Below are 26,158 nucleotides of genomic sequence, written 5' to 3' on the forward strand. Positions count from 1 at the left end.
TTTTTGTTGGCAATATAGCAATCAGTCCAGCGGCTTGCGGAAGTCGAGCATGCGCTGCAGCGGGATCATCGCGCGGCGGCCCAGCTCGGGATCGACAAGAATCTCATTGTCGCCGCGCTCCAGCACACCGCACAGATTCTCCAGCGAGTTCATCGCCATCCACGGGCAATTGGCACAGCTGCGGCAGGTCGCTCCGGCACCGGCGGTCGGTGCGATGATCAGCTCCTTGTCCGGGCACAGCTGCTGCATCTTGTAGAAGATGCCCTGGTCGGTGGCGACGATAAAACGCTTCTCCGGTCGCGTCTTGGCTGCATTGATGATCTGGGAGGTGGAGCCCACCACATCGGCCAGCTCCACAACGGCCGCCGGCGATTCCGGATGTACCAGCACTACCGCGTCCGGGTAGAGCGCTTTCAGATCCTCGACCCCCTTGGCCTTGAACTCCTCGTGCACGATGCAGGAGCCGTTCCACAGCAATACGTCCGCGCCCGTTTCGCGCTGCACATAGCTGCCCAGATGCTTGTCCGGCGCCCACAGGATTTTTTCCCCGTTGGCATCCAGGTGATCGACCACGTCCAGTGCGATACTGGAGGTCACCACCCAGTCCGCACGAGCCTTGACGGCGGCGGAGGTATTTGCGTAGACCACCACGGTGCGATCCGGATGCTGGTCACAGAATGCGGCGAACTCTTCCGGCGGACAGCCGAGATCCAGAGAGCAGGTGGCTTCCAGCGTGGGCATCAGCACACGCTTTTTTGGGGTCAGAATCTTGGCGGTCTCGCCCATGAACTTCACACCGGCAACCACCAGCGTATCCGCCTGGTGCTCGGCACCGAAACGGGCCATCTCCAGGGAGTCGGACACACAGCCGCCGGTCTCTTCCGCCAGTGCCTGAATCAGGGGGTCGGTATAGTAGTGAGCCACCAGAACTGCATTCTGCTCTTTCAGCAGACGCTTGATGCGCTCGCGCCACAGTTCCAGCTCTTCTTCGCTGTACTGGTGCACCGTCGGCTCCGCCAGGTGCGCCTGCACCAGCGAACGGGAATCGGCAGTGTCTGTGGAAACTAACTTCTGACTCATGGCTAACTACCACTAGCGGAAAAGCGCGCATTATAGCGCAACGGTGCCACCTGCATCGCAATGCCATTTTAGTGCCGGCAAGACCGCAATCCGCCTCTCCGCCATTGGGGGGAAGATTCAATGCGGTTACCCGAAAATCCTGCACTGCGTGCAAAAAATAAAAAGGGCTGCTTTTGGCAGCCCTTTTTTGAAGATGGTGGGTCGTGCTGGACTCGAACCAGCGACCAATTGGTTAAAAGCCAACTGCTCTACCAACTGAGCTAACGACCCGAAGAAGACGCGCATCTTACCGATCCGCGGAAAAAACTCAAGTCACTTGTCACTTCCGCCGCCGCCGGCAGGAAGCAATAAAAAAGGCCGCCTGTGGGCGGCCCTTTCGAAAGGTGGTGGGTCGTGCTGGACTCGAACCAGCGACCAATTGGTTAAAAGCCAACTGCTCTACCAACTGAGCTAACGACCCTTAGTTCCCTCAACGTGAGGAGCTGCGTATCTTACGGATCTATTTCAAAAAGACAATACTTGGCGGTAAAAAAAATCCTGCGAATTTAAGGGCTTAGCTGTGCATCTCAGATGTGCGCTCAGCCGACGTAGACCGTGGGGTCGGCCAGACCCGCCTCGATAAATCCAGCCGCGCGCAGGCGGCAGCTGTCGCAGCGGCCACAGGCAGCACCGTTCGGCTGCGCCTGGTAACAGGATACAGTTAAACTGTAGTCCACTCCCAGCTCCGTACCACGGCGTACGATTTCCGCCTTACTCATATGCATCAGCGGTGTGCGAATACTGAGTTTGTGGCCCTCCACACCGGCCCGGGTGGCCAGGTTGGCCATCTTTTCGAATGCGGAGATGTACTCCGGGCGACAGTCCGGATAGCCGGAGTAGTCCACCGCGTTGACACCGACGAAGATATCCTGGGCTCCCAGTACCTCCGCCCAGCCCAGCGCAATCGACAGGAACACGGTATTGCGCGCCGGCACATAGGTGACCGGGATTCCGCTGGTTTCCTCTTCGGGTACCTCAATATCGTCATCGGTCAGCGCCGACCCCCCGATGGCACGCAGATCCAGCTTGACCACCTTGTGCTCCCGCGCCTCCAGGTCCGCCGCCACGCGCTGCGCGGCCATCAGCTCGGCGCTGTGGCGCTGGCCGTAGTCGAAGCCGAGGGCATAGCACTCGTAGCCGTCCGCACGGGCCATCGCCAGTACGGTGGCGGAATCCAGGCCGCCAGAGAGCAGAACTACGGCTTTTTTAGCAGTCATATCTTCCTCGTTGTCAGTGCGCGGCGGTGGCAGAACCGGCCTAGCCGCCCCGCTGAAATAACGGCAGTTAGACGCCCGGGACATCGCCCCACAGCAGTTTATGCAGCTGCATCTGCATGCGGACCGGCAGGCCGTCCGCGAGAATCCACTCCGCCAGTTGCCGTGGCTGCAGCTGTTCATAACTCGGTGAGAAGAGCACTTCCCCCACCCTTTCCGGCAAGCGGTACTGGTCGAGGATGAACCTGGCCCAGTCGTAGTCGCCGCGGTCGCAGATCACGAACTTTACCTGGTCGCGCTCGGTCAGCGCGGCGATGTTCTCCATGCGGTTGCGATGCTGCTCGCCCGACGCCGGGGTTTTGAGATCGACCACCCGCGACACGCGCGCATCCACCTCTTCGATGGGCATGGCGCCACTGGTTTCCAGTGACACCGCGTAACCGGCATCGCACAGGGCCGTCAGCAATGGCAGGCAGTTGGGTTGTGCCAGCGGCTCGCCGCCGGTCACACAGACATGGCGGGCCGGATAGCTCTGCACCTTCTGCACTATCTGTTCCAAGGTCAGCCGCTCGCCACCGTAAAAGGCGTACTCCGAATCGCAATAGGTACAGCGCAGCGGGCAACCGGTCAGCCGCACGAAAACCGTGGGCAGTCCGGACTCCCGCGCCTCCCCCTGCAGGGAGTAGAAAATCTCACTGATACGGAGTGAGTCATCGCGGACACGCGATGACTCATTGTTCATATCGGTCATAATCACCCGGCCAAAAAAACAAACGCCCGGGCGGCGTGTGCCGTCCGGGCGCGGGATAATAGAGCTTTCGTGATCAAAAAACCAGCGACGCCACTGTCGCTCCGGTTCACAGAATTACTGGAAGTTCTGCTCCAGATACTGCTTGGCCAGGCCCGCGGCGCGGGCATCGCTTGCCGCGACCTGCTCGAGTAATTCCCGGGCCTTCTGCTGATCGCCGAGCTGGTGATACACGGTACCCAGCTTGTAACGACCGTCCCATACCTTGGTGGAGTTGGGATAGCCGTCCAGCAGGGCGACGAACCACTGGCGTGCCTCTTCCAGATTGCCCTGCACCAGCGCTATCTCGCCCAGCCAGTAATTGGCATTGGGAGCATACTGGCCGTTGGGATAGTCCTGCAGCAGGCGCTTGAACTCGGCGCTGGCGCCGTTGTAATCGCCATTGCGGGCCAGGCCGAAGCTGGCCTGATAGCGGTCGCGCTCGTCGGCACTGGCGGGAGCGGGCTTACCTGCCGGGGGGCGCTGCGCGCCGGCACCAGCACCGGTATCAGCGCCATTGCCATTGTCGGCACCGCTGCCGGCCGGCGGCTGCTTGGCCGGCTCTGTTCCCGACAGGCGGGCGATGCGGCGATCCAGATCCATATAGTCTTCGGTGCGCTGCTGCTTCAGGCGCTTGACCTCGTGGCGCAGCTCCTCCACCGCACCGCGCAGCTCCTGTACTTCCTGCTGCAATACCTGCATCTGGTAGTAGGCCTCCGCCTGGGGATTGGCCTGGGCGCGCTGGCTAGACACCGGGGCGCGCGCTATCTGGGTCTCCTGATAGGCGGGCTCGGTATAAGTGGAATCCGGATATGAAGACGCCGACTGTTGCGAGCTGCCACCGGACAGATCGACAATCGGCGCCTGTGAGAATACGGGCGAAGCCGCAGCCAGGCTGGCTGCGGCTATCGCGACTTTCTGTAAAGAAAATCTAATCGAAAAGTTCATCTGTCGATGCGAATTACTTGACGATTACAACGCGACGGTTCATCGCGCGGGCGCTCTCGCTGGAACCAGCCTGAGCCGGACGCTCTTCACCGTAGCTGATCACTTCCAGGCTGGCAGCGTCTACACCCTGCAGCACCAGGAAGTCGCGTACCGCGTTGGCACGACGCTCACCCAGGGCCAGGTTGTATTCGCGGGTACCCAGCTCGTCGGCGTGGCCTTCCAGGCGCACGTTCTGAGCGCTGCCACGCAGGCGGTCAGCGTGCTGGATCAGCAGATCGCGGGTTTGCGGCTTCAGCAGGGACTGGTCGAAGTCGAAGTATACGACGTTGTCCAGAGGTACTGCGGTTTCCTGGGCCGGGGTTTCAACAACCGGCTCTTGAACCTGGGTCATTTGCTGCTGCGCGCTGTCATCGGTGTCGGTGCTGGAACAACCAGCCATTACCGCCATAACGCAAGCCAGACCCAGGCCAGTTTTTACTGATTTCAACATAAGCTACTCCGCTTTTAGTGTTATCGAAAAATCCTGCAAGACTTTTAATTGGTCTTGATTACAAGCCCACCGCAAAAACTGTGGCGGGCACCCCGTTTCAATCAAAATAAGGCGACCATGCCGGCTCGCGGACATCACCCCGCTGGGACGGCAGGTTGTACTTCACCCCGGCATCCAGCGATACCGCCGCCAGTATGCCCTTGTCCCCCCGCTTGGTAGCGTACATCAGCATGGCACCGTTGGGTGCAATACTGGGGGATTCATCCAGAGTCGTCTCCGTGAGGACACGCATCCGGCCGGTATTGATATCCATCGTCGCAATAGTGAACACCCCCCTGCTGCGATGCACCATTACCAGCGTCTTCCCATCGGGTGACACTCGCGGCCTTGCGTTGTAGTCGCCATCGAAGGTTAAGCGGTCTACTTGACCAGTGGCAAGGGTCAATTGGTAAATTTGTGGCTTACCTCCCCTATCGGAGGTGAAAACCAGTGATTTACCGTCCGGCATCCAGTTCGGTTCGGTGTCAATGGAGAAGTGTCGGGTCATCCGGGTGAATCTCCCGGTGTTCAGATCCAGCACGTAGATCTCCGGATTGCCGTCCTTGGAGAGCACCATTGCCAGTTTGGTTCCATCCGGCGACCAGGTCGGCGAGCTGTTGATACCTTTGAAGTTGGTCAACTGCTGGCGCGCTCCGGTACGCAGATTCTCGCGGAAGATCGCCGGGCGCCCGGTTTCAAAGGACACATAGGCGACTTCCTGCCCATTCGGTGACCACATCGGGGACATCACCGGCGCGCTGAAGCGGCGAATTTCCCGCGCCCGCGCTCCGTCGATATCGGCCCGCATCAGCGCATAGCTGGGGCGGCCACCACGTCTTTCCTCCAGCACGTAGATCATTTCCGTGGAGAAAGCACCGCGAATACCGGTGATCGCCTCGAAGATCTCGTCAGCGGCGCGATGGGCTATATCGCGCAGCTGGCGGCTACCACCGCTGACCTGCTTGGTGAACATTTTCTGCTGTCCGAAGATGTTCACCAGATCGAAGGTAAGCAGGTAACCGGCCGCCTGGGGCTCTATACGACCGGTAACAACGTATTCAGTTCCCAGAATCCGCCAATCGCGGAAAACGACTTCTTCCGGATTCTTCGGAAACGACAGCATATCCGCCTTCGGCACCGGAGCGAACAGGCCACTGCGGCGCAGGTCGGCGGAAATAATACCGGACACGTCCTCTGACAGGACGCCGCTGCCGGACCAACTGAACGGCGACACGGCAATAGGCGTGGGATCGTCGATACCACTGGTGATATCCACCACCAGCTGGGCGCGGGCGCCGACACTCAGTGATACGGCGACGAGTACAGCAACTGTTTTCAGCAGGTTCTTCATCATTGGCGTAGATCTTCTACTCGAAAGTTCAACAGGGTCGTGCGGACTTCGCGCTCAAATACATTCGGCTCCTCGCGGGCCAGCTCTGCCACCTCGGGAAATACTTCCACCTTGCGGATAGCCTGCAACACCGAGCGGTCCAGCGCCGCGTTGCCACTGCCCTCAATAATGTTGGTTGCCACCACCCGACCGGTAGGCACAAAATTGATTTGCACCACGGTGATCATGCCATTGCGCGCGCTGGGCGGGCGACTCCACACGGATTCGATACGCTGCTGGATCGCCTGGGCCACGGACATCACAGCCTGGGCGTCCTCGCGCGCGTCGAGCAACTCTTCCTCTTCTTCCAGCGCCTCGTCGAAAGCGCTCTGGCGCTCACGCTCCAGCTGCTGCTTGCGCTCCTGCTCCTTGCGCTCCTTCTCGCGGCGGGCCTTCTCCTCGGCCGCTTTCTTCTTGCGCTCGGCCTCGGCCTTTTTCTTCTTCTCGGCCTCCGCCTTCTTCTTGCGCTCCAGTGCGGCGCGGCGCTTCTTCTCCGCTTCCGCCTGGCGCTTGCGCTCCAGCTCGCGCTGCTGGCGCTGCTTGATCTTGTCGACTTTGGGTGGCGCTTTCTTTTTAGTCACCGTGGCATCCACGGTAACCAGCTTGGCCTGCACAAACTTCGGCATCGGCTTGCGCTCGGGCTTGCTGGTGGCCTCCCAGCCGTATGTCAGCACGGCAATCAGCGCCCCGTGCAGTGCGAGGCTGACAATGATCGCCAGTGCGTAAGAGCCTCTATTCACCGGCACCCTACTCCTGCGGCGGTTCGGTGACCAGGCCGACGCTGGGCGCGCCCGCCTGCTGCAAATGGGTCATGGCACTGACAATCAGACCGTACTTGGCATCGGTATCGCCCCATACCAGCACCGGCGTCTTCGGCTTTTGACGCAAAACCTTGGCCACAGTTTCCTTGATCTCGGCCAGAGGCCTGGCCTGCTTCTCTTCCTCACCGAGATTCAGGTAATAGGTGCCGTCCGCGCGCACGGACACGATCAGCGGCTCATCGTCGGTGTCCTCGATCGGCGCCGAGGGCGCATCCGGCAGGTCGACCTTGACCCCCTGCATCAGCAGCGGCGCGGTGACCATAAACACGATCAGCAGCACCAGCATCACGTCGATGTAGGGCACCACGTTGATCTCGGATACCAGCTTTTTCTTGGTTCCCTTGCGAAACACACTCATAGGGTTCGCCTATCTACTCAGCTGGAGTGCACTTTGCGGTGCAGGATGGAGGAGAACTCCTCGGCAAAAGTCTCATAGCTGGACAACAGCCACTCTGCCTTGGCGGAATAGCGGTTGTAGGCCATTACCGCCGGGATCGCCGCGAACAGACCCATTGCCGTTGCCACCAGGGCCTCACTGATACCGGGCGCCACGGTGGCGATGGTGGCCTGGTGCATGGTGGCCAGACTGCGGAAGGAATTCATGATGCCCCAGACGGTACCGAACAGGCCGATATAGGGGCTGACCGAACCGACGGTGGCGAGAAACGGCAGGTTCATCTCCACTTTTTCCTGCTCGCGGGACATCGCCACGCGCATCGCGCGCTCGGTGCCTTCCATGACCGCCTCCGGGCCGCTGCGGCCCTGCTGGCGCAGGCGGGTGAACTCGGTGAAGCCGGCGCGGAACAGGGACTCGACGCCGTCGGTCTTGCCGCGCTCGGCGCGGGCATTGCCCTCGCGGAACAGCTGGTTCAGATCGGCTCCGGACCAGAAACGGCGCTCGAAGTTGTTCATCGCGCGCTTGGCCCGAGTCAGGTAGAGGCCGCGCTGAATGATCATGACCCAGGAGATCACCGAGGCCAGCAGCAGGATCAACATCACCAACTGCACCAGCAGACTGGCATTCTGTATCAGCCCCCACAGGGAGAGTGTTTCACCGGCGTTCATCTTTTAAATAGCTGCCTTTAATGCTGAGTAAATGGATTCTGGTAGCGCGCAGGGCTTGCGGCTGTCGTCTGCAACGCAGGCGACTTTGACCACGCCCTCGCAAATAATTTCATCGTCGCGCCAAATTTTTTGCTCGAAAGTCACCGCGGCGCGCCCCAGTTTGCCAATCGCGGCCGTAGCCCGCAACGCGTCGTCCAGCCACGCCGAGCGGCGGTACTGGATTTCCGCCGAGTGCACCACCAGCAACAGGCCCTGCTGCGGCATGGCGGGCTTATCATAGCCGAGGGAACGGACCAATTCTGTGCGCGCGCGCTCCATATACTTCAAATAATTCACGTAATACACGATTCCGCCCGCGTCGGTGTCCTCGATATAGACGCGGATCGGGATACTGAAAGCCTCTTTCACCCCTGCCCCTTCACTGTTCAGATGGTCAAATCGCGGCCGGTGGCCGCGATGAAATTATCACTGTTTGCTGTCCGGCTTCGGCAGCCCGAAATGCTCATAGGCCAGCGCCGTGACCACGCGTCCGCGCGGCGTGCGGGCAATATAGCCCTGCTGGATCAGGTAGGGCTCGAGCACATCCTCGATGGTATCCCGCTCCTCGCTGACTGCCGCCGCCAGGCTGTCGATACCCACCGGGCCGCCGTCAAACCTCTCGATCATCGCCAGCAACATGCGCCGGTCCAGCTGGTCAAAGCCGCGCGCGTCCACATTGAGCATATTCAGTGCGGCATCGGCGATACCGGCATCGACGCTGCCGTCGCCCTTCACTTCAGCGTAGTCGCGCACCCGGCGCAGCAGCCGGTTGGCAATGCGCGGCGTGCCGCGAGCGCGGCGGGCCACCTCCAGCGCGCCGCCCTCGTCCATTTCCACCCCCATCAGGCCCGCGGAACGGCGCACAATGCTGGTCAGGTCGGCGACATTGTAAAATTCGAGCCGCTGCACGATACCGAAGCGGTCACGCAGCGGCGAAGTCAGCAGGCCCGCCCTGGTGGTGGCACCGACCAGGGTAAACGGCGGCAGATCCAGCTTGATCGAGCGGGCAGCCGGGCCCTCGCCGATCATGATATCCAGCTGGTAGTCTTCCATCGCCGGATACAGCACCTCTTCCACGTGGGGGCTAAGGCGGTGGATCTCGTCGATAAACAGCACATCGCCCGGCTCGAGATTGGTCATCAGCGCAGCCAGGTCGCCGGCCTTCTCCAGCACCGGGCCGGAGGTGGTCTTGATGGCCACATCCATCTCCGCGGCGATGATGTTCGCCAACGTCGTCTTGCCCAGTCCCGGCGGGCCGAACACCAGCGTGTGATCCAGGGCCTCGCCGCGCAGCTTGGCCGCCTGGATAAAGATTTCCATCTGCTCGCGCACCACCGGCTGACCCACATAGTCTGCCAGGGACTTGGGGCGCACGGCGCGGTCGTACTGCTCTTCCTGCCCCGTTGGGCCTATGGGTTCCGGCGCTATCAGGCGATCGGCTTCAATCATGACAACAACTCCGGATTAGGCGGGGGCCATGCTCTTGAGAGCGAGGCGAATCAGCGTGGCGCTATCGGCATCCGGCTGTTCCTTGCTCGCCTTCGCCACCATCTTGGTGGCCTCGGTCGGCTTGTAGCCGAGCGCCGCCAGCGCACTCTCCGCCTCGCCGGCGTGGTCGACTTTCGGCGCCGCCGCGGCCATCAGCGGGATATCGTTGGCATCGCCGAACTGCGGCGCCAGCTTGTCGCGCAGCTCGATGATCAGCCGCTCGGCGGTCTTCTTGCCGACACCCGGCACCTTTACCAAGGCGCCAACATTGTCTTCCGCCACACAGCGGGACAGCGCGGTTCCGTCGAGACCGGACAGTATTGCAAGCGCCATCTTCGGGCCCACACCGTTGACCTTGATCAGGGTGCGGAACAGTTGGCGGTCGGCATCGCGGATAAAGCCGTACAGTGTCTGTGCGGTTTCCGAAACCGCCAGATGAGTGTGCAACTGCACCGCCTGCCCCAGTTGCGGCAGCTCGAAAATGGTGGTCATGGGTGCAAGCACTTCGTAGCCCACCCCCTGTACATCCACCAGCAACAGCGGCGGCTGAACCGCGGCCAGGGTGCCGCTCAGTCTTCCTATCATTCTTCTATCTCGTAGTTGCCAACTGGCACAGTGTTCAATGCGAAGGCACTGCTGCCGGTGCTCCCTTGCGAGACTGTCGGCCGGAGGGACCCGGCCGACAAGCCTACAGGGATGTATTCACGGTGTGTCTCGCAAGGGAGTACCGGCAGCAGTGCCGCCACGACCTTGTCTGCACATCCATCAGGAGATGCTCAGGCGGCCGCGGCGGAAGCGGCTGCGCGCGCCGCCGGCGGTCTGCACCAGGGTCTGCATCGTGTGCATATGGCAGAGGGCCACCGCCAGGGCATCGGCGGCGTCTTCCTGCGGCGATGCCGGCAGGGACAGCAGTGTCTTCACCATGTGCTGCACCTGTAGCTTGTCCGCCGCACCGGTCCCCACCACGGCCTGCTTCACCTTGCGCGCCTCGTATTCGGCCACCGGCAGATCCGCATTGGCGGCGGCGACAATCGCCGCACCACGGGCCTGCCCCAACTTCAGTGCCGAACCCGCGCTCTTGGACATAAACACGTTTTCGATCGCCATCTGCGCCGGCTGGTACTGCTGCGCTATCTGGCTTACCGCATCGAAAATGAGTTTGAGTCGCTCCGGTAGCGGGCCCTCCGGGATACGGATCACACCACTGGCGACATAGGTGGCCTTGTTGCGCTGCACGTCGATCAGGCCGTAACCGGTTTTGCGTGAGCCGGGGTCTATGCCCAGGATACGGGTCAAGGGCTCCCCCTATCTGTACGTTTATATAGTGGTGGGGAGTGTCCCAAGGTGGGGGGAAGGCGTCAAGGGAATGGGCGGTGAAGGCAATGCAGGGCGGATGCACATCCGCCCTGCGGGCTGGCGAATCAGCCCATCTGCTCCATCACCTCGGCGGGGATATCGGCATTGCTGTAGACGTTCTGTACATCGTCCAGGTCTTCCAGCATATCCACCAGCGCCATCACCTTCTCGGCGCCGTCCTTGTCCAGTGGTACGGTGGTCGACGGGATCATTGCAATCTCGGCGTTGTCCGGCTTGAAACCGGCCTCGGTCAGCGCGTCTTTCACCGCCATATAGTCCTGGAACTCGGTGGTGACTTCGATGCTGCCGTCGTCGTTGGTTTCGATATCCTCGGCGCCGGCCTCCAGGGCCGCCTCCATCAGCGCGTCCTCATCCGCTCCAGGTTCATAATAGAGCTGGCCCTTGCGCGAAAAGAGGTAGGCTACGGAGCCGTCGGTACCCAGGTTGCCGCCGCGCTTGCTGAAGGCATGGCGCACTTCCGCCACGGTGCGGTTGCGGTTGTCGGTCAGGCACTCCACCAGGACAGCAACACCACCGACACCGTAACCCTCGTAGGTCACCGCCTCGTAGTTGTCGCCCTCGGCGTTGCCGGCACCGCGCGCGATGGCCTTGTCGATGGTGTCGCGCTTCATGTTTGCGCCCAGGGCTTTATCGATGGTGGCGCGCAGGGTCGGGTTGTCCTCCGGGTTGGGGCCGGCTTTCGCGGCAACGGTCAGCTCGCGAATGATCTTGGTGAAAATCTTACCGCGTTTGGCATCCTGAGCCGCTTTGCGGTGCTTGATGTTGGCCCATTTACTATGTCCCGCCATCTGTCTTTCTCCGGTCGTTTTGTGACAGCCGAGCCCGACGGCCGGCTGCCCACTCAGCTCTTAACTTACTTTCTCTTCTTTCAGGCGCAGGCGGATGCTCAACTCGCGCAGTTGCTTGGCATCCACGGCGCCCGGTGCATCAGTCATCACACAGGCAGCGCTCTGGGTTTTCGGGAATGCGATCACATCGCGAATCGAATCGGTTCCGGTCATCAGCATCACCAGGCGGTCGAGGCCGAAGGCCAGGCCGCCGTGCGGCGGAGCGCCATACTTCAGCGCGTCGAGCAGGAAGCCGAATTTCTCGCGCTGCTCCTGCTCGTCGATACCGAGAATACGGAACACCGCTTCCTGCATTTGCTGGTCGTGGATACGCACGGAACCGCCGCCCAGCTCGGTGCCGTTCAGCACCATGTCGTAGGCACGGGACAGCGCATCCAGCGGCTTCGCCTCCAGTTCCTCCGGGGAGCAGGACGGCGCGGTGAACGGGTGGTGCAGCGCGGTCAGGCTGCCGTCATCGTCTTCCTCGAACATCGGGAAGGCCACGATCCACAGCGGCGCCCAGTCGCAGGTGTACAGGTTCAGGTCGGCACCCAGCTTGCAGCGCAGCGCGCCCAGGGCTTCAGATACGATCTTGGCCTTGTCGGCACCGAAGAAGATCAGGTCGCCGTTCTCGGCTTCCAGGCGGTCGAGAATCGCCGCGCGGGTCTCGTTCGGCAGGAACTTGACGATCGGTGACTGCAGACCGTTTTCCAGGTCGGACTTGTCGTTGACCTTGATGTAGGCCAGCCCCTTGGCACCGTAGATACCGACAAACTTGCCGTAATCGTCGATCTGCTTGCGGGTCAGCTTGTCATTGCCGCCGGGAACTTTCAGCGCGGCGACACGGCCTTTCGGATCATTGGCCGGGCCGGAGAATACCTTGAACTCCACCTCGGTCATCAGATCCTTGATTTCTACCATTTCCAGCGGAATACGCAGGTCCGGCTTGTCGGAGCCGTAGCGCAGCATCGCCTGGTAGTGGGTCATGCGCGGGAACTCACCAAGGTCCACACCCTTCAGTTCCTGGAACAGCGTGCGCACCATGCCTTCGGTGATCGACATGATGTCCTCCTCGTCGAGGAAGGAGGTCTCGATATCGATCTGGGTGAATTCCGGTTGGCGATCCGCGCGCAGATCTTCATCGCGGAAGCACTTGGCAATCTGGTAGTAGCGGTCGAAACCGGACACCATCAGCAACTGCTTGAACAGCTGCGGCGACTGCGGCAGGGCGAAGAACTTGCCCTCGTGGGTGCGGCTCGGCACCAGATAGTCGCGTGCGCCCTCCGGGGTGGCGCGGGTCAGGATCGGCGTTTCGATATCCAGAAAACCCTGCTCATCCAGGTAATTGCGGATCGCGGTCGTCAACTTGGAACGGAAACGCAGGTTGCGCTGCATCTCGTTGCGGCGCAGATCCAGGTAGCGGTACTTGAGGCGCACGTCCTCGCCCACGGCGGTGTGCTCGTCCAGCTGGAAGGGCACGGTTTCGGCACTGTTGAGAATTTCCAGCTCGGTGCCGTAGACCTCGACCTCGCCGGTCTCCATATTCGGGTTCACCGCTTCCGCCGCGCGCGCACGCACGCGACCGGTCACCTTCAGCACGTATTCGCTGCGCACCCTGTCCGCGGTCTGGAAATGCTCCGCGGCGTCCGGATCGAATACCACCTGCACGATGCCGTCGCGGTCGCGCAGGTCGATAAAGATCACTCCACCGTGATCGCGGCGGCGGTCAACCCAGCCGCAGAGGGTTACTACGCGGTCTATATCCGCGGATCGTAGGGCGCCACAGTAGTCGCTGCGCATGGATGCATTCCCGTTGTTTTACGTTAGACGATGTCGATAGGTGACTTTTCGTTGCTTAAACCGGGGGCCGCCGTCCGGCGCCCCCCGCACTCAGCTGGCCTTGGCCGCAGGCTTGTCGGACTTGGACTTGGCCGCGTCCCCGGCGAGATTCTTCTTACTGCCGGTTTTGAAGTCGGTCTCGTACCAACCGCCGCCCTTGAGGCGGAAACCGGCTGCCGAGATCTTCTTGCTCAACGCGGCCTTGTCACAGGCCGGGCAGTCGGTCAGCGGAGCATCACTCATGCGCTGCAGGGCCTCCATCTCGTGACCGCAGGCATTGCACTGGTATTCATAGATCGGCATTGCTCAGTACCCAGTGGTTTAAGGGGCGCAGATTATACATGAGCACTTGTAAGGGAAGAAGCAGTCCCCCCGCCCGGGTGCCGGAGGGAGCACCAGGGTCCAACTTTAGGGGGCAAAATAGTAAAAAAAGCACTATTTTTCCCGTATTTTCCCGTGCGGACGAACAAAAACTATATATACTTCCCCTCAACACCCGCCGTGGTGCGCAGCATCCAGGCCCGCCACAGCGGGGGTAAGAACACACTTTCACTGGAAAAACACTAATAGAAGGAAGCTACTCATGGCCGCACGCAAAAAAGCCGCAGCTAAGAAAGCCCCCGCCAAGAAGACCGCAGCCAAGAAGGCCCCGGCCAAAAAGGCAGCAGCCAAGAAAGCTGCTCCAGCCAAAAAAGTGACTGCGATCAAAGAGAAGTACACCAAAACCCAGATTCTGAACCAGATCGCCGAGAACACCGAGCTGTCCCGCAAGCAGGTTCAGGCGGTTCTGGACGAGCTGACCAACGTGATCGAAGGCCACGTGAAGAAGCGCGCGGTTGGCGAATTCGCCCTGCCCGGCCTGATGAAGATCACCACCGTGAAGAAGCCGGCCAAGAAGGCCCGCAAGGGTATCAACCCGTTCACCGGCGAAGAAACCATGTTCAAGGCCAAGCCGGCCAGCATCCAGGTGAAGATTCGCCCGCTGAAGAAGCTGAAGGAAATGGCCGAATCCTGATTCGCGCCGCTCGGCACAAAACCCCGCCCGCGCGGGGTTTTTTATTGCCTGTCTTCCCCTTCTCCCGCATCCGCGGTCAATTAGCGTAAAATGGCCGCCCCAAAAGCAATTAACCACTGAACAATCCCTATGCGCGCATCCCGCTATCTGATCGCCACCCAGAAAGAAACCCCCAACGACGCCGTCGTCATCAGCCACCAGCTGATGCTGCGTGCCGGCATGATCCGCCGCCTCGCTTCAGGCCTCTACACCTGGCTGCCCACCGGTTTGCGGGTTCTGCGCAAGGTGGAGCGTATAGTGCGCGAGGAGATGGACCGCGCCGGCGCGCTGGAAGTGCTGATGCCGGTGGTGCAGCCGGCTGAGCTGTGGGAGGAATCCGGCCGCTGGCAGCAGTATGGACCGGAGCTGCTGCGCATCCAGGACCGTCACGAGAATCCCTTTTGCCTGGGCCCGACCCATGAAGAGGTGATCACCGACCTGATCCGCAACGAGATCAGCAGCTACAAGCAGCTGCCGGCCAACTTCTACCAGATACAGACCAAATTCCGCGACGAGATCCGCCCGCGCTTCGGCGTAATGCGCGCGCGCGAATTCACCATGAAGGACGCCTACTCCTTCCATATCGATGCCGATTCCCTGCAGGAAACCTACGATGTGATGCACGGTGCCTACTGCCGCATCTTCGACCGCATCGGCCTCGACTACCGCCCGGTACTCGCCGACACCGGCTCCATCGGCGGCTCCAGCTCGCACGAATTCCACGTGCTGGCGGCGAGCGGCGAGGACGATATCGCCTTCTCCACCGCAAGCCGCTACGCCGCCAATGTCGAACTCGCCGAAGCAGTGGCACCGACCGGCGAACGCCCGGCCCCGACCAAGTCCATGGAGGAAGTCCACACCCCGGGACAGAAAACCATCGCCGCGGTCAGCGAGTTCCTGCAGTCGGATCCGGCGCATTCGGTCAAGACACTGATCGTGCTCGGCGAATGCGAAGAAGGTCCAGAATCAGAAACCAGCGCGCCCCTGGTGGCACTGGTTCTGCGCGGCGATCACGAGCTGAACGAACTCAAGGCGGAGAAGCTGCCGGGAATCGCCAGCCCGCTGGAATTTGCTCCGGAGCAGCGCATCGAATCCGAGCTCGGCTGTGGTATCGGCTCCCTGGGCCCGGTCGGCCTCGGTATCGAAACCATCGTCGATCGCTCCGCCGCGCACCTGGCCGACTTTATCTGCGGCGCCAACAAAGACGATTACCACTTTACCGGCGTCAACTGGGGCCGCGATGTGGAGCTGGGCCGTGTCGAGGACCTGCGCAACGTGGTCGCCGGCGACGCCAGCCCGGATGGCCAGGGCCGACTCGAAATCAAGCGCGGCATCGAGGTGGGCCACATCTTCCAGCTCGGCGACAAGTACAGCCGTGCGATGAACGCCAGCGTGCTGGATGAGAACGGCAAGGAACAGGTCATGGCCATGGGCTGCTACGGCATCGGCGTATCCCGTATCGTCGCCGCGGCCATCGAGCAGAACCACGACGATGCCGGCATCATCTGGCCGGACGCGATTGCCCCGTTCCAGCTGGCGATAGTGCCGATCAATATGCACAAGAGCGATGTCGTGCGGGAGAAGTGCGAGCACCTGTACGAAGCCCTGCGCGAGAAAGGCATCGACGTGCTGTTTATGGATGAGCCCAAGGCGCGTCTCGGTGCCATGCTCGCGGATGTGGAACTGCTGGGTATTCCCCACCGCATCGTCGTCGGCGACCGCGGCCTGGAAAAGGGCGTGGTGGAATACAAGGGCCGCCGCGACGCCGAGAGCCAGGAGTTCGCCGAGTCCCAGCTGGAAGAAGTGCTGCTGCAGAAAATCGGTCAGTAAGCTCAATCAGCCGTCATCCCGGATCTGATCCGGGGTGACGGGCGCTTCCTCTACCTCTACCGCGACCCACAATCCGCATTTGCCGCTGCCCTTCCTCGGCGCCTTTCCGTAAAATCCCCTGTCATGATAAGAAAAACCCTGATCACGCTACTGCTCTGCCTGACCTGGGGCGGCGCCGAGGCCCAGCAGAAAATCCCGGAGATAGACCCGGAGCTGCGTCTCGCCCTGCAGGAGGCGGTCACCCAGGCGGACAGCTTCGCCGACCGCTTCGATGCCGAGGTGTGGCTGATGGCCAAGTCCCAGCCACTGGCGCGCTATATCAAGGATCCCCAGCAGCGTATGCACGTGCTCAAGGCGGTGCACCGCGAGGCCACGCTGGCGGGGCTGCGCCCGGAAATCGTACTCGCCGTCATCCAGATAGAGAGCGCCTTCGATCCCTACGCGGTATCCCGGGTCGGCGCCCAGGGCATGATGCAGGTGATGCCCTTCTGGAAAAAAGAGATCGGCCGCCCCGACGACAACCTGATCGATATGGACACCAACCTCCGTTACGGCTGCACCATCCTCAAGCACTATATCGGCAAGGCCAAGGGCAACCTGGCCAATGCACTCGCCTACTACAACGGCAGCTACGGCCGCCACACCTATTCCAGCAAAGTGCTGGATGCCTGGGCGACACGCTGGAGGTAAATGATGAGCGTCAGCTACGTGTTTTTTACCGGCAGCGCCTGTGCGCTGTTACTGCTGGCGGTGGCCAAGCTGGCGATCAGCTATCGGCAGCAGGCCGCCGGCCGCTGGCTGATGCTGCTGCTCGGCGGAGTCTTCTTTTACCTGCTGCGCCCGATACTCCCGGTTGAAAATGCTTGGCTAGAACTTTTGCTGGACCTGCCCACCGACATGGTGCCGGCCGCCTTCTGGCTGTTTGCGTTCACGCTGTGCAGTGAGTGCGACAGATTCCCGCGCTGGGGCTGGGGGCTGGTGGCGCTATCGATCGCGGTCAGCACCGCGGCCAATCTCGAGCTCAGCGTCCTGGCGGGGCCCCACGAGATGCTGTACATACTGTCGCAGCCATTCAAGCTGGGCCTGATCAGCGCCGGGATGCTCGCGCTGCTGCAGCAGTTCCACTCCGACCTGGTGGAGGCCCGCCGGCGCCTGCGCGCCGTGCTGCTGATTGCGGTGGGCGGCTATATGCTGATCGTAGTCTGCGCCGAGTTCCTGTTTTCCTATCAGCCGGTTCCGGCCGGCGTGCCGACGCTGCACGCGGTGCTCGCCAGCCTGCTGGCCCTGGCCGCCTGCCTGTGGCTGCTGGCCGTGTCGCCCAGTGCGCTGACGGAGTCCCTGCCCCAGGTTGCGGAGCCGGAAGCCGAAATCAGTGAAACGAAAAACGAGCCACCAGCGCTGGACGAACAGCAGCGCCAGCTGTTGCAAAGGCTGCAGGCACATATGCAGAACGGCGGCTACCGTCACACGGGGCTGACCATTCGCGAGCTGGCCGAACAGCTGGATGCGCGCGAACACGTACTGCGCGCCCTGATCAATCGCCACCTGGGTTATCGCAATTTCAACGAGTATCTGAACCAGTTCCGTATCGACGAGGCCAGCGCACGCCTGGCGGATCCCGGCCAGGCACACCTGCCGGTGCTGACCATCGCCCTGGATATCGGCTACCGCTCCCTGAGCCCGTTCAATTCCGCCTTCAAGCGACGCCACAACCAGACACCCACCGAGTTCCGGCGGGAAAAACTACCGGCCTGACGCGCCTTTTTCGGAATCCGTCAGCTGTTTTTCGGTTTCCGCAAGCACCAGCGGCGGCTTTGCGCCAGACTCAGCTCACCACCTCTGGGGATTGCGCCAGACGCGCTCCGCCGAGGATGCCAGCAAAATAATAAGAAGGTGAGAGTATGGAGTTCTTGTGGGAACTGTCGCTGGACTGGACCGAGCATTTCCAGCGCGACCTCTTCCGCTATCTGCTCGCGGCTACCGCTGTCAGCCTGTCGGTCAGCTGGCTGTTCCGCGGCTGGATGGACCGGCGCCGCATTCAGAAGCGCCGCGCCAGCTGGAAGGATATCCGCCGCGAGATCAGTTTCTCCATGCTCACGCTCGGCGTGTTCGCCACTATCGGCATCATCACCAGTATCCTGCGGGACTGGGGTCTGGTGCAGCTCTACTGGCAGTGGAGCGACTACCCACTGTGGTGGAACCTGCTCAGCCTGCCCGTCGTCATCCTGCTGCACGACGCCTACTTCTACTGGACACACCGGGGCATGCATCACCCGAAGCTGTTCAGACATTTTCACCGCCTGCACCACCTGTCACGCACACCGACGCCCTGGGCCGCCTACAGCTTCTCTGTCGGCGAGGCCGCCCTGATGGCGGTCTTCTCACCGCTGATCCTGATGCTGCTGCCGCTGCACGTGCTGGTCTGGCTGGCATTTATCTTTGTCATGATCTTCCGCAACGCCATGCTGCACGCCGGCTGCGAATTCCACTCGCGCGGCTGGGTGGACGGACCGCTGGATTTTATGACCACTACGACCCACCACGACCTGCACCACCAGCGCTTCCAGGGCAACTACGGATTCTATTTCACCTGGTGGGACCGCTGGATGGGCACCGAATTCAAAAACTACAAAGAGGAATTCCGCCGCGCGGTGGACGGAGAAACCGGTGGAACAGCAGATTCAGAAAAGAATGCGCCGCAGGTTGCGGCCTGAGAATTGCGGCTGATCGGCAGATGTCCGCATGTTCTTGCGCGGCCCTTGTGGCCGCGCTTTTTTATGCGCCGCGTCAATGACCATACTCCACCGGCAGCCAGCGTGTCTCCCGGTAACAGAAGATACCCCAGATCAGCAGCAGCACCTCCAGCGCAAAAAAGATACCGTTGCGCCAGTCGAAGCCGCTGATCAACAGCATGCCGTACAGTCGCCCACAGGCGAAACCCAGATAGGCCAGCGCCAGTGACGCATAGGCGACTCTGCGGTGCTGGCGGATCGACAGCGCAATACCCAGCGCCATGGCAATGGCCAGCATAAAGCCGCCGAAAGTGGCGAGGAATTCCGGCACCGCCGGCGGCGCGAGGAACCCCAGATTGATACCGCCGGCGAAGCCCTCGGGATTCACGAACGCCGCGATGCCAATGGCTGCGTAAACCAGCAGGTTCAGGGATAGATAGGTCTTTCCGAAGTATTTCAAGCGCCTCTCCTTCCGGTGGTCTTCGGCGGCGCCCTCTCTACCCTCGCGCCGCCTACAGTCGCTGCCTAAAGGATAGCGGCCCATCGGCGGACTGTAACGACGCGGGAGATAACACCGAACGGTTGATCGTCCTGTTGCTTATGGGGACGCGGGCTATCTGTATCCCCTTTCGGCTGCGGTGGAAAGTCCGCTTGCGCCAACCATACTTAGCGGTCTAAGGCTGCCCCCTAAGGCCCTCACTGGAGGGCATGGCGGTAACGGCGCAGGAGCGAGCCCGGACCTCACCATCTGGCACAAACCACAGCAGCAAGAAATGGTCCGGCACATTTCGCAAAGGTAAAGCGAACGGAGGAAAGGGAATTCAGCCATGAGTAGAGGACTGTTACGCGAGCCGCTGTTGCATTTCACGCTTATCGGCGCGCTGCTATTCGGCATCGACGCGCTTTTCACCGATGAAAACACGAGCCGCGACGAGATCATCGTCAGCCAGAGCCGCATCGATCACCTGGCGGCGGTATTCGAGCGCGGCTGGCAGCGTCCACCCACGGCACAGGAATTGAACGGCCTGGTGGAGAGTTATATCCGCGAGGAAGTGCTCTACCGCGAGGCGCTGAACATGGGCCTGGACCGCGACGATACGGTTATTCGCCGCCGCCTGCGCATGAAAATGGAATTTCTGGCACGGGACCTGATCGATGCCGTAGAGCCCGGCGATGAAATACTGCAGCGATATTTTCACCAGCACGCCGACAAATATCGGCAGGCGGCCCGCTTCAGCTTTCGCCAGCTCTATTTTGATGCCGGCGCGCGGGAATCCGCCGCAGGCGACGCCCGCAGTGCGCTGGCACAACTGAACGCGGGCGCGGCGGCTGCGCGCTTCGGCGACCGCCATCTGCTGCAGGCAGCATACGCCGGGGAGACCGCCGGCCGCGTCGACCGCCTGTTTGGCGAAGGGTTCGCCGCCCGGCTCAGCGAACTGCCGCGCGGGCGCTGGGCGGGCCCGGTGCAGTCAGCCTACGGCCTGCACCTGGTGTATATAGAGGCATTCACACCTCAGCAGGCGGCCGATTTTTCTACGGTGCGCCCACAGGTGTTGCGCGACTGGCAGGCGCAGGAACAGAAAAATATTTTGCAGAGTCAGTACGAGGCCTACCGTTCAACCTACGATGTGCGCATTGAGGGCGAGCTTCGGGCCGAGAGCGGTGAGGTGGCGCTCAAATGAAACGCCTGCTCCCGCTACTGTCTTCCCTACTGGCTCTGCTGTGCGCGCTACCGGCCAGCGCCCACGAACTGCGTCCCGCCTACCTGCAGATAGCGCAGACCAATGCGCAGGAATTCGCGGTTTCCTGGCGCGTGCCGGCGCGCGGCGACCTGCGTCTGTCACTCAACATCCTGTTCGATGACAGCGTGACCCCCTCGGGCGAACCCATAGGCAGAATAGCCAACGGTTTCTATACCGAGACCTGGTCAATCCGTCACGACAACAATCTGGCAGGCACGTCGGTCACCATCGACGGACTCCAACACACCATGACCGACGCGCTGGTGCACATCGGCTGGCTCGACGGACGTGAACAGGTATTGCGTCTGCTGCCGGATCGGCCCCAGTTCGTCGTCGACAGCAGAGCCAGCGGCAGCCAGATAGCGGCCACCTATTTCACCCTGGGCGTCGAGCATATTCTCCTCGGCATCGACCACCTGCTGTTCGTGCTGGCGCTGGTGCTGCTGGTCAGTGGCTGGAAACCGCTGGTGAGCACCATCACTGCCTTCACGCTCGCCCACAGCGTCACCCTGGCCGCGGCGGTACTGGGGTTTATTTCGGTGCCTCAGGCACCGGTGGAAGCGATCATCGCACTCAGTATCGTGTTCGTGGCCAGTGAGATACTGCACAGGCTCCGCGGCAGCAACTCGCTGGCGATCAGGAAACCCTGGCTGGTGGCATTCGGCTTCGGCCTGTTACACGGCCTCGGCTTTGCCGGCGCCCTGGCAGATATCGGCGTGCCGCAACATGCAATACCGCTGTCGCTGGCGCTATTCAATATCGGGGTAGAGGTTGGGCAGCTGGCCTTTATCGCGGCGGTCACCGGTCTTTTCGCACTGCTGCAGTGGCTGCCGCCGGTGCAGCAGTGGCAGCTGCAGAGCGGTCGCTCGGCGGCGGCGGTCGCGAGCTGGCCGCTGGCCTACCTGGTCGGCGGGCTGGCAGCCTGGTGGCTGCTCGACCGGACCCTGTCGATGCTGGTTTAGCCGCACCCCATTAAAAAGGGGGCGTCACGCGCCCCCTTTTTTCTGATTTGATCCGGCCCGTTTATGCCGCCGGCGTCAATTGCTCATTCATTCCTGAAACAGCAGCTCCAGCGGATAGCCGGCAAACGGCTTGGTTTTCTCGATTACCAGATGCGAGGTCATGCGCGAAATCGCCGCGTCCTCGTTGGCCAGCAGCTGCTCGGATACGCGGTTGAAGTCGGCCGCATCCGGGCAGACGAAACGCAGCATATAGTCGAACTCGCCGGACATCTTCACGCAGGAGACGATCTGTGGAATATCGCTGATGGCGCGGCGGAAGTTCTCACTGGTGCGCGCATCCTGCCGCTTCAGCGCCACGTTGACGTAGAACTCGGCGTGACGCACCTTGTCCAGGTTGACCTCGGCGAGAAACTCGCGGATGTAGCGCTCGCTGGTCAGCCGCTTCACCCGCGCCAGGCACGCGCTCTCGGACAAGCCAATCTGTTCACTCAAATTCAGGTTGCTGATGCGCGCATTGGTCTGCAGCGCCTGCAAAATACGCAAATTGTGCCGGTCGATTTTCACACTCTTGTTCTTCCGTAAGAGAGGCTTCTGTTATCTGGAGAGGGGCAAGGATAGCGGCATTCGCCGGCGGCCGAAACTCCGCAGTGTCAGCGGCAGAATCACTATCGTATCGTCATTGCGGCGCAGGCCGGAATCCAGAGCCCCGATCAGAGTCCTGGATTCCGGCCTGCGCCGGAATGACGAAAGGGAGAAGTTAGCGGTACTCAGCTCGCCTGACGGTTGCCGGCGGTCACAAAGCGCTCGATGCGGTCCAGTGCGCGGGAGAGTTCGCCCTCGTCCGCGGCCAGCGTCAACCGTACGTGGTTGACTGCGCTCGGGCCGAAGGGCGCGCCCGGCAGGACGGAAACCCGCTCGGCATCCAGCAGCGCCTCGGCGAAGGCCTGGCCGCAATTTCCCTCTTCCGAGTGGGCTACCTGCGAGACGTCCACCATCACGAACATGCCCGCTTCCGGTGAGTAGCAGCTGAGGCCGGGGATCTTGCCGATACGCTCGACGATCAGGTCGCGGCGCTTCTCGTAGGCGTCGCGCATCTGCTTGACGAAATAGGTATCGAATTCCAGCGCAAAGGCAGCCGCCTCCTGAATGAACTGCGGACAGCCGAAGATGGTGGCGCCAGCAAACTCGATCAGGCGATCGACCAGCGGCCCGTGTGCAACGGCCCAGCCCAGACGCCAGCCGCTCATCGCGTGAGACTTGGACAGGCCGTCAATGACGACGATATTGTCCAGCTGCTTCGCTGCCGTGCGCAGGGAGGTGTGGCGGCGGGCGAAGGTGATCATCGAATACATCTCATCGCACACCAGCCAGATGTCGCGCTCACGACAGTAGGCGGCCAGCTCACGCAGCTGCTCTGGTGTGGCCATGGCGCCGGTCGGATTTACCGGGGTGTTGATCATGACCACGCGGGTATCGTCGCCGATGGCGGCCTTGATCGCGTCGACATCGAAGGCGAAATTGCTCTCGGCCGGACAGGCCACCCGCTTCACGTTCAGGCGCAGGGAATCGCAGATGGGGACATAGCCGATATACATCGGCTCCGGAATGACGATTTCCTCACCCGGGTTCAGCAGGCAGGACAGCACCGCGTAAATCGCGTTGGTGCCACCCGGAAAAACCACCACGTCGTCCGGGCTGCACGGATGTGGCGATACCTTGCTCTCGATATCGGCGATGGCGCGGCGCAACATCGCCTCACCGGCCGCCGGCGAGTAATGGGTTCGTCCGACACCGAGGCGGGCGCGGGCAAAATCGAGAATGGGCTCCGGCGTATCGAAGTTGGGATCGCCCACGCACAGGAAGATCACATCCTCGCCCTTGTCGGCCAGTTCGTGGGCGCGGTCGCTGACCGCCCACACATCGGCATCGGCACTGTCGAGGGCTTCACTCTGGAGGCTGAATCGGGGATTAAACTTCGTCACATCCATCACTTTGCGGTTGTTATTCATAGTCCTAACTTAACAACCGCGGGGGTAATCGATGGCGCTATCGCGGGGTAAATTTCGCATTCCCGCGCCATTTTTCACGCAATAACCGCAGAAAATTCGGTGACATTTTTGTTGCAGCACGGAGTGTGACCGTCAGGCCGATTTCGTATTCTTTATACGAATTCGACCTGTCAGTGCCGCCTGTCTTTAAGCCGCTAAAAACGGTAATTCAGGTTCAGGCCGCCGACGGTGTCTTCCGGGCGCACCAGGATATTGCCGGACAGCTGCAGTTTTTCCGTGATATTGAGCCCCACCAGCGCACCGACGCCGTTCTGGAAGAAGCCGGCATTCTGGCTGTCGTAGGCGGCGAGGCGAGCGCTGTTGCCTGGGATGGACTTGACCCCGACCCCCACTTTGGCCACATCGTCGCCGCCGTTGTGCTCCAGCCAGACTTCGCCAAACCAGCGCCAGTCCGCGTTCTCCGGCCCGTTGTAGAAGAAGCCGCCGCGCAGCCGGTAGTACTCGCGATCCTGGTGGCGCACCGAGAGTCCCAGGGGGTCCAGCGGCACCCCCCTGATACCGATGTAAGTCGGCCGCCGCCGGGTGGATTCGCGGAAACTGTCCACATCGACCTGGGTCCAGGCCGCAGCAATAAACGGCCCGGCCTGACAGGGCAGTACCGGGGCGGTGTCGTAGCCGGCGCGGGCAAAGAAACTGACGGCGCCGCCGTCGGTATCGCCATCGATCCGCGTCTGGAAGGTGCTGCCGAGGCGTATACGCCGATCGACATCGTAGTAATCGGTATCGCTGTAGGTAACACCACCATCGACAAAGAACCGCTCGTTGTCCCAGCGCGCCAGACCGGACAGGTTGAAAGAGCGCGCCTTCAGCGACAGGTCGTGCGGCGTGTAATAACTGTTGGCAAAGGACAGCGCCAATGCCCACTCGAAGCTGTCGCCGGCGGCGAAGCTCATGCCCAGCAGCCCGTCCCAGCCGAGATCCTCCTCATTGGGGGCGAAACCCTGACCGAGTTCGGTAGTGGCCAGGGTGCCGCCAAAAAATACCGTGGTGGTCGGATCGTGGAAGCGCTGCGCCACCAGATGGTGATCGATATTCGTCTGGTGCAGGCGCGTATTCTGGTAGCCCAGATCCGGAAGCATCGCGAAGCCGACCGGCGCACTCAGCACCGAGAAGTAGTAATCGCCGAGGACTTTCTGCGCGGCTAGCGTCGGGTGGATGCCGTCGTTGAAGATCAGCTGGTTGGCATTGGGCGCGGTACCCGTTTCGCTGTAGATCGGATTCGGATTGTCGCAGGCGCCGGCGGCGTAACAGGTGGCAGACTGATCGATATTCGCGAAGCCGAACAGCGTCGGGTTTTCAATTGCCAGCTCAATGACGCCAGCGGTGTCCAGAATCAGCACATTGCCGACACGATTCAGGTCGATACGCAGTCGATTGTTGAATTGCTCCGTGCTGTTATTGGCCGCATTGACCGCGGCGGATCCAAGGTCGTTTATACGTGGCGTATTGCCGATCCGCGGTACATTCGAGACCACGACATAGCGGGCACCCACTGCGCGCAACTCGGATGCGGCGGTAACCAGGAAATTGACCGAGCGACGCACCCGCTCCGGCGAGAGAGTACCCGCAGCTATGCCGGCGAGAATATCGTTGCCGCCACCGTTCAGGTAATAAAGTGTGTTCCTCGCGACACCATTCTGCGGCAGGAAACCCTGGCCGGTGGCGAAAGGCACGCCGGTCAGGGTGATATTGTTGTTGGGGTCGTCCACCAGCGCCTGCAGCGCGGCCGGATTGCCGAAGGCCGCCACCGCCGCGGCGACTTCTGCCGGGGACAGGTAGGGGCTTTCGCCTGCGGCGGGGTCGCAGACCCCGTCGCTGCCGCAGCGGGTGGAATCGGGAAGAATCGTCGTCAGCGGATTGTGGTCGGCGACGGTGGTATTCGGAAAGAGTTCGCGAAAGCGCTGCGGCCCGACCAGGTCCAGCAGCACGTCTGCGGTGCGGTTGCCGCCCACGGCCCAGTTGCTGCCGTTGGCGAGCACCGAGCCGGCGATCTGCTGGAACTGCTGCTGCGGCGTACCCGGTGCCGGCGCGCAGGGGATGGCGCCGCCGAAAGCGGGCCCCAGGCCCGAGCACGACGGCATCAATGGTGCCAGCCCGAGATCCTGCGCCAGAAAGCTGACCGCCGGCTGCTTCGGCAAAATACCGTCGGGATCACTGCTGGTAAAAATACCCGCATTGCCGCTGTCCGACAGGCTGTCACCGAACACCACGATATTGCGGTACAACAGCAGGTTGTCGTCGTCCGCAATTGCGGTGGCAGCGGAAGCGAGCGCCATTGCCGCGCAAACTGATTTAACGGTAAAGCCCATTGCGCACTCCATTGCGT

General features: G+C 61.6%; 27 protein-coding genes and 2 tRNA genes. 7 read left to right on the plus strand and 22 right to left on the minus strand.

Annotated features, from left to right (window positions below; translation table 11 throughout):
- Positions 1-21 precede the first annotated feature (21 nt).
- From nadA to BLW36_RS13970, 18 genes are all read right to left on the minus strand, one after another.
- On the minus strand, positions 22-1,080 hold the full coding sequence (gene nadA, locus BLW36_RS13885; RefSeq protein WP_091389802.1) for a quinolinate synthase NadA: 1,059 nt from the start codon (positions 1,078-1,080) through the stop codon (positions 22-24).
- Positions 1,081-1,274: 194 nt separating this feature from the next.
- Positions 1,275-1,350 (minus strand) — tRNA-Lys (locus tag BLW36_RS13890).
- 114 nt (positions 1,351-1,464) lie between these two features.
- Positions 1,465-1,540, minus strand: a tRNA-Lys gene (locus BLW36_RS13895).
- Positions 1,541-1,658: 118 nt separating this feature from the next.
- The gene (queC, locus tag BLW36_RS13900; protein WP_091389805.1) at positions 1,659-2,336 is read right to left on the minus strand and encodes a 7-cyano-7-deazaguanine synthase QueC; all 678 of its coding nucleotides are present in this window, start codon (positions 2,334-2,336) and stop codon (positions 1,659-1,661) included.
- Positions 2,337-2,403: 67 nt separating this feature from the next.
- Positions 2,404-3,084 (minus strand): 7-carboxy-7-deazaguanine synthase QueE, encoded by a 681-nt coding sequence (gene queE, locus BLW36_RS13905; RefSeq protein WP_091389808.1) that lies wholly within the window; start codon positions 3,082-3,084, stop codon positions 2,404-2,406.
- A 114-nt stretch (positions 3,085-3,198) separates the two neighbouring features.
- Positions 3,199-4,068 carry a tol-pal system protein YbgF gene (gene ybgF, locus BLW36_RS13910; RefSeq protein WP_244506265.1) on the minus strand — a complete coding sequence of 290 codons (870 nt, stop codon included), beginning with the start codon at positions 4,066-4,068 and terminating at the stop codon, positions 3,199-3,201.
- Between the two features lie 13 nt (positions 4,069-4,081).
- Complete coding sequence (locus BLW36_RS13915) at positions 4,082-4,558, minus strand: OmpA family protein (protein WP_091389811.1); 477 nt, start codon at positions 4,556-4,558, stop codon at positions 4,082-4,084.
- 97 nt (positions 4,559-4,655) lie between these two features.
- Entirely contained in the window at positions 4,656-5,951 is a 1,296-nt protein-coding gene (gene tolB, locus BLW36_RS13920; protein ID WP_091389814.1) for a Tol-Pal system beta propeller repeat protein TolB, read from the minus strand.
- Positions 5,948-6,727 (minus strand): cell envelope integrity protein TolA, encoded by a 780-nt coding sequence (tolA, locus tag BLW36_RS13925; protein WP_091390286.1) that lies wholly within the window; start codon positions 6,725-6,727, stop codon positions 5,948-5,950. Before tolA ends, tolB begins: the two co-directional genes overlap by 4 nt.
- 7 nt (positions 6,728-6,734) lie before the next feature.
- Positions 6,735-7,166, minus strand: coding sequence for a protein TolR (gene tolR, locus BLW36_RS13930; protein WP_091389818.1), 432 nt, complete (start codon positions 7,164-7,166; stop codon positions 6,735-6,737).
- A gap of 17 nt (positions 7,167-7,183) precedes the next feature.
- Positions 7,184-7,873 (minus strand): protein TolQ, encoded by a 690-nt coding sequence (gene tolQ / locus BLW36_RS13935; RefSeq protein WP_091389822.1) that lies wholly within the window; start codon positions 7,871-7,873, stop codon positions 7,184-7,186.
- 3 nt (positions 7,874-7,876) lie between these two features.
- The gene (gene ybgC, locus BLW36_RS13940) at positions 7,877-8,281 is read right to left on the minus strand and encodes a tol-pal system-associated acyl-CoA thioesterase (RefSeq protein WP_091389826.1); all 405 of its coding nucleotides are present in this window, start codon (positions 8,279-8,281) and stop codon (positions 7,877-7,879) included.
- Between the two features lie 57 nt (positions 8,282-8,338).
- Positions 8,339-9,361 carry a Holliday junction branch migration DNA helicase RuvB gene (ruvB, locus tag BLW36_RS13945; protein ID WP_091389829.1) on the minus strand — a complete coding sequence of 341 codons (1,023 nt, stop codon included), beginning with the start codon at positions 9,359-9,361 and terminating at the stop codon, positions 8,339-8,341.
- Between the two features lie 15 nt (positions 9,362-9,376).
- Entirely contained in the window at positions 9,377-9,985 is a 609-nt protein-coding gene (gene ruvA / locus BLW36_RS13950) for a Holliday junction branch migration protein RuvA (RefSeq protein ID WP_091389832.1), read from the minus strand.
- A gap of 180 nt (positions 9,986-10,165) precedes the next feature.
- Positions 10,166-10,696, minus strand: coding sequence for a crossover junction endodeoxyribonuclease RuvC (ruvC, locus tag BLW36_RS13955; RefSeq protein ID WP_091389835.1), 531 nt, complete (start codon positions 10,694-10,696; stop codon positions 10,166-10,168).
- A 125-nt stretch (positions 10,697-10,821) separates the two neighbouring features.
- A complete protein-coding gene (locus BLW36_RS13960; protein WP_091389838.1) occupies positions 10,822-11,565 on the minus strand; it encodes a YebC/PmpR family DNA-binding transcriptional regulator in 744 nt (247 codons plus the stop codon).
- A 60-nt stretch (positions 11,566-11,625) separates the two neighbouring features.
- A complete protein-coding gene (gene aspS, locus BLW36_RS13965) occupies positions 11,626-13,404 on the minus strand; it encodes an aspartate--tRNA ligase (protein ID WP_091389841.1) in 1,779 nt (592 codons plus the stop codon).
- A gap of 90 nt (positions 13,405-13,494) precedes the next feature.
- Positions 13,495-13,746: an FmdB family zinc ribbon protein gene (locus BLW36_RS13970; protein WP_091389845.1), complete on the minus strand. Its 252-nt coding sequence runs from the start codon at positions 13,744-13,746 to the stop codon at positions 13,495-13,497.
- Positions 13,747-14,026: 280 nt separating this feature from the next.
- Between BLW36_RS13970 and BLW36_RS13975 the strand changes: the two genes are divergently transcribed.
- The 5 genes from BLW36_RS13975 to BLW36_RS13995 all read left to right on the plus strand — a co-directional run bounded on the left by BLW36_RS13975 (position 14,027) and on the right by BLW36_RS13995 (position 19,041).
- Positions 14,027-14,458, plus strand: coding sequence for an HU family DNA-binding protein (locus tag BLW36_RS13975; protein ID WP_091389848.1), 432 nt, complete (start codon positions 14,027-14,029; stop codon positions 14,456-14,458).
- A gap of 129 nt (positions 14,459-14,587) precedes the next feature.
- Entirely contained in the window at positions 14,588-16,327 is a 1,740-nt protein-coding gene (locus BLW36_RS13980) for a proline--tRNA ligase (RefSeq protein ID WP_091389852.1), read from the plus strand.
- A 123-nt stretch (positions 16,328-16,450) separates the two neighbouring features.
- Positions 16,451-17,017: a lytic transglycosylase domain-containing protein gene (locus BLW36_RS13985; protein ID WP_091389854.1), complete on the plus strand. Its 567-nt coding sequence runs from the start codon at positions 16,451-16,453 to the stop codon at positions 17,015-17,017.
- Positions 17,018-17,020: 3 nt separating this feature from the next.
- Positions 17,021-18,082 (plus strand): helix-turn-helix transcriptional regulator, encoded by a 1,062-nt coding sequence (locus BLW36_RS13990; RefSeq protein WP_091390289.1) that lies wholly within the window; start codon positions 17,021-17,023, stop codon positions 18,080-18,082.
- A gap of 146 nt (positions 18,083-18,228) precedes the next feature.
- Positions 18,229-19,041, plus strand: coding sequence for a sterol desaturase family protein (locus BLW36_RS13995; RefSeq protein WP_091389856.1), 813 nt, complete (start codon positions 18,229-18,231; stop codon positions 19,039-19,041).
- Between the two features lie 73 nt (positions 19,042-19,114).
- Here BLW36_RS13995 and BLW36_RS14000 read toward each other — a convergent pair whose 3' ends face one another.
- Entirely contained in the window at positions 19,115-19,519 is a 405-nt protein-coding gene (locus BLW36_RS14000) for a DUF4345 family protein (protein ID WP_091389859.1), read from the minus strand.
- A gap of 367 nt (positions 19,520-19,886) precedes the next feature.
- Between BLW36_RS14000 and BLW36_RS14005 the strand changes: the two genes are divergently transcribed.
- Together BLW36_RS14005 and BLW36_RS14010 are read left to right on the plus strand one after the other, a co-directional pair.
- The gene (locus BLW36_RS14005) at positions 19,887-20,741 is read left to right on the plus strand and encodes a peptidyl-prolyl cis-trans isomerase (protein WP_091389862.1); all 855 of its coding nucleotides are present in this window, start codon (positions 19,887-19,889) and stop codon (positions 20,739-20,741) included.
- Positions 20,738-21,763, plus strand: a complete 1,026-nt coding sequence (locus tag BLW36_RS14010) for a HupE/UreJ family protein (protein WP_091389865.1) — start codon at positions 20,738-20,740, stop codon at positions 21,761-21,763. The genes BLW36_RS14005 and BLW36_RS14010 overlap by 4 nt, the downstream gene beginning before the upstream one ends.
- A gap of 87 nt (positions 21,764-21,850) precedes the next feature.
- Here the strand turns inward: BLW36_RS14010 and BLW36_RS14015 are convergent, their stop codons facing one another.
- From BLW36_RS14015 to BLW36_RS14025, 3 genes are all read right to left on the minus strand, one after another.
- On the minus strand, positions 21,851-22,327 hold the full coding sequence (locus tag BLW36_RS14015) for an Lrp/AsnC family transcriptional regulator (protein ID WP_091389868.1): 477 nt from the start codon (positions 22,325-22,327) through the stop codon (positions 21,851-21,853).
- A gap of 203 nt (positions 22,328-22,530) precedes the next feature.
- Positions 22,531-23,772, minus strand: a complete 1,242-nt coding sequence (locus tag BLW36_RS14020) for a pyridoxal phosphate-dependent aminotransferase (RefSeq protein ID WP_244506266.1) — start codon at positions 23,770-23,772, stop codon at positions 22,531-22,533.
- A 194-nt stretch (positions 23,773-23,966) separates the two neighbouring features.
- The gene (locus BLW36_RS14025; protein WP_170833222.1) at positions 23,967-26,141 is read right to left on the minus strand and encodes an autotransporter outer membrane beta-barrel domain-containing protein; all 2,175 of its coding nucleotides are present in this window, start codon (positions 26,139-26,141) and stop codon (positions 23,967-23,969) included.
- Between the last annotated feature and the right edge of the window lie 17 nt (positions 26,142-26,158).

It is taken from the genome of Microbulbifer marinus (genome assembly GCF_900107725.1).
Lineage (GTDB): Bacteria > Pseudomonadota > Gammaproteobacteria > Pseudomonadales > Cellvibrionaceae > Microbulbifer > Microbulbifer marinus.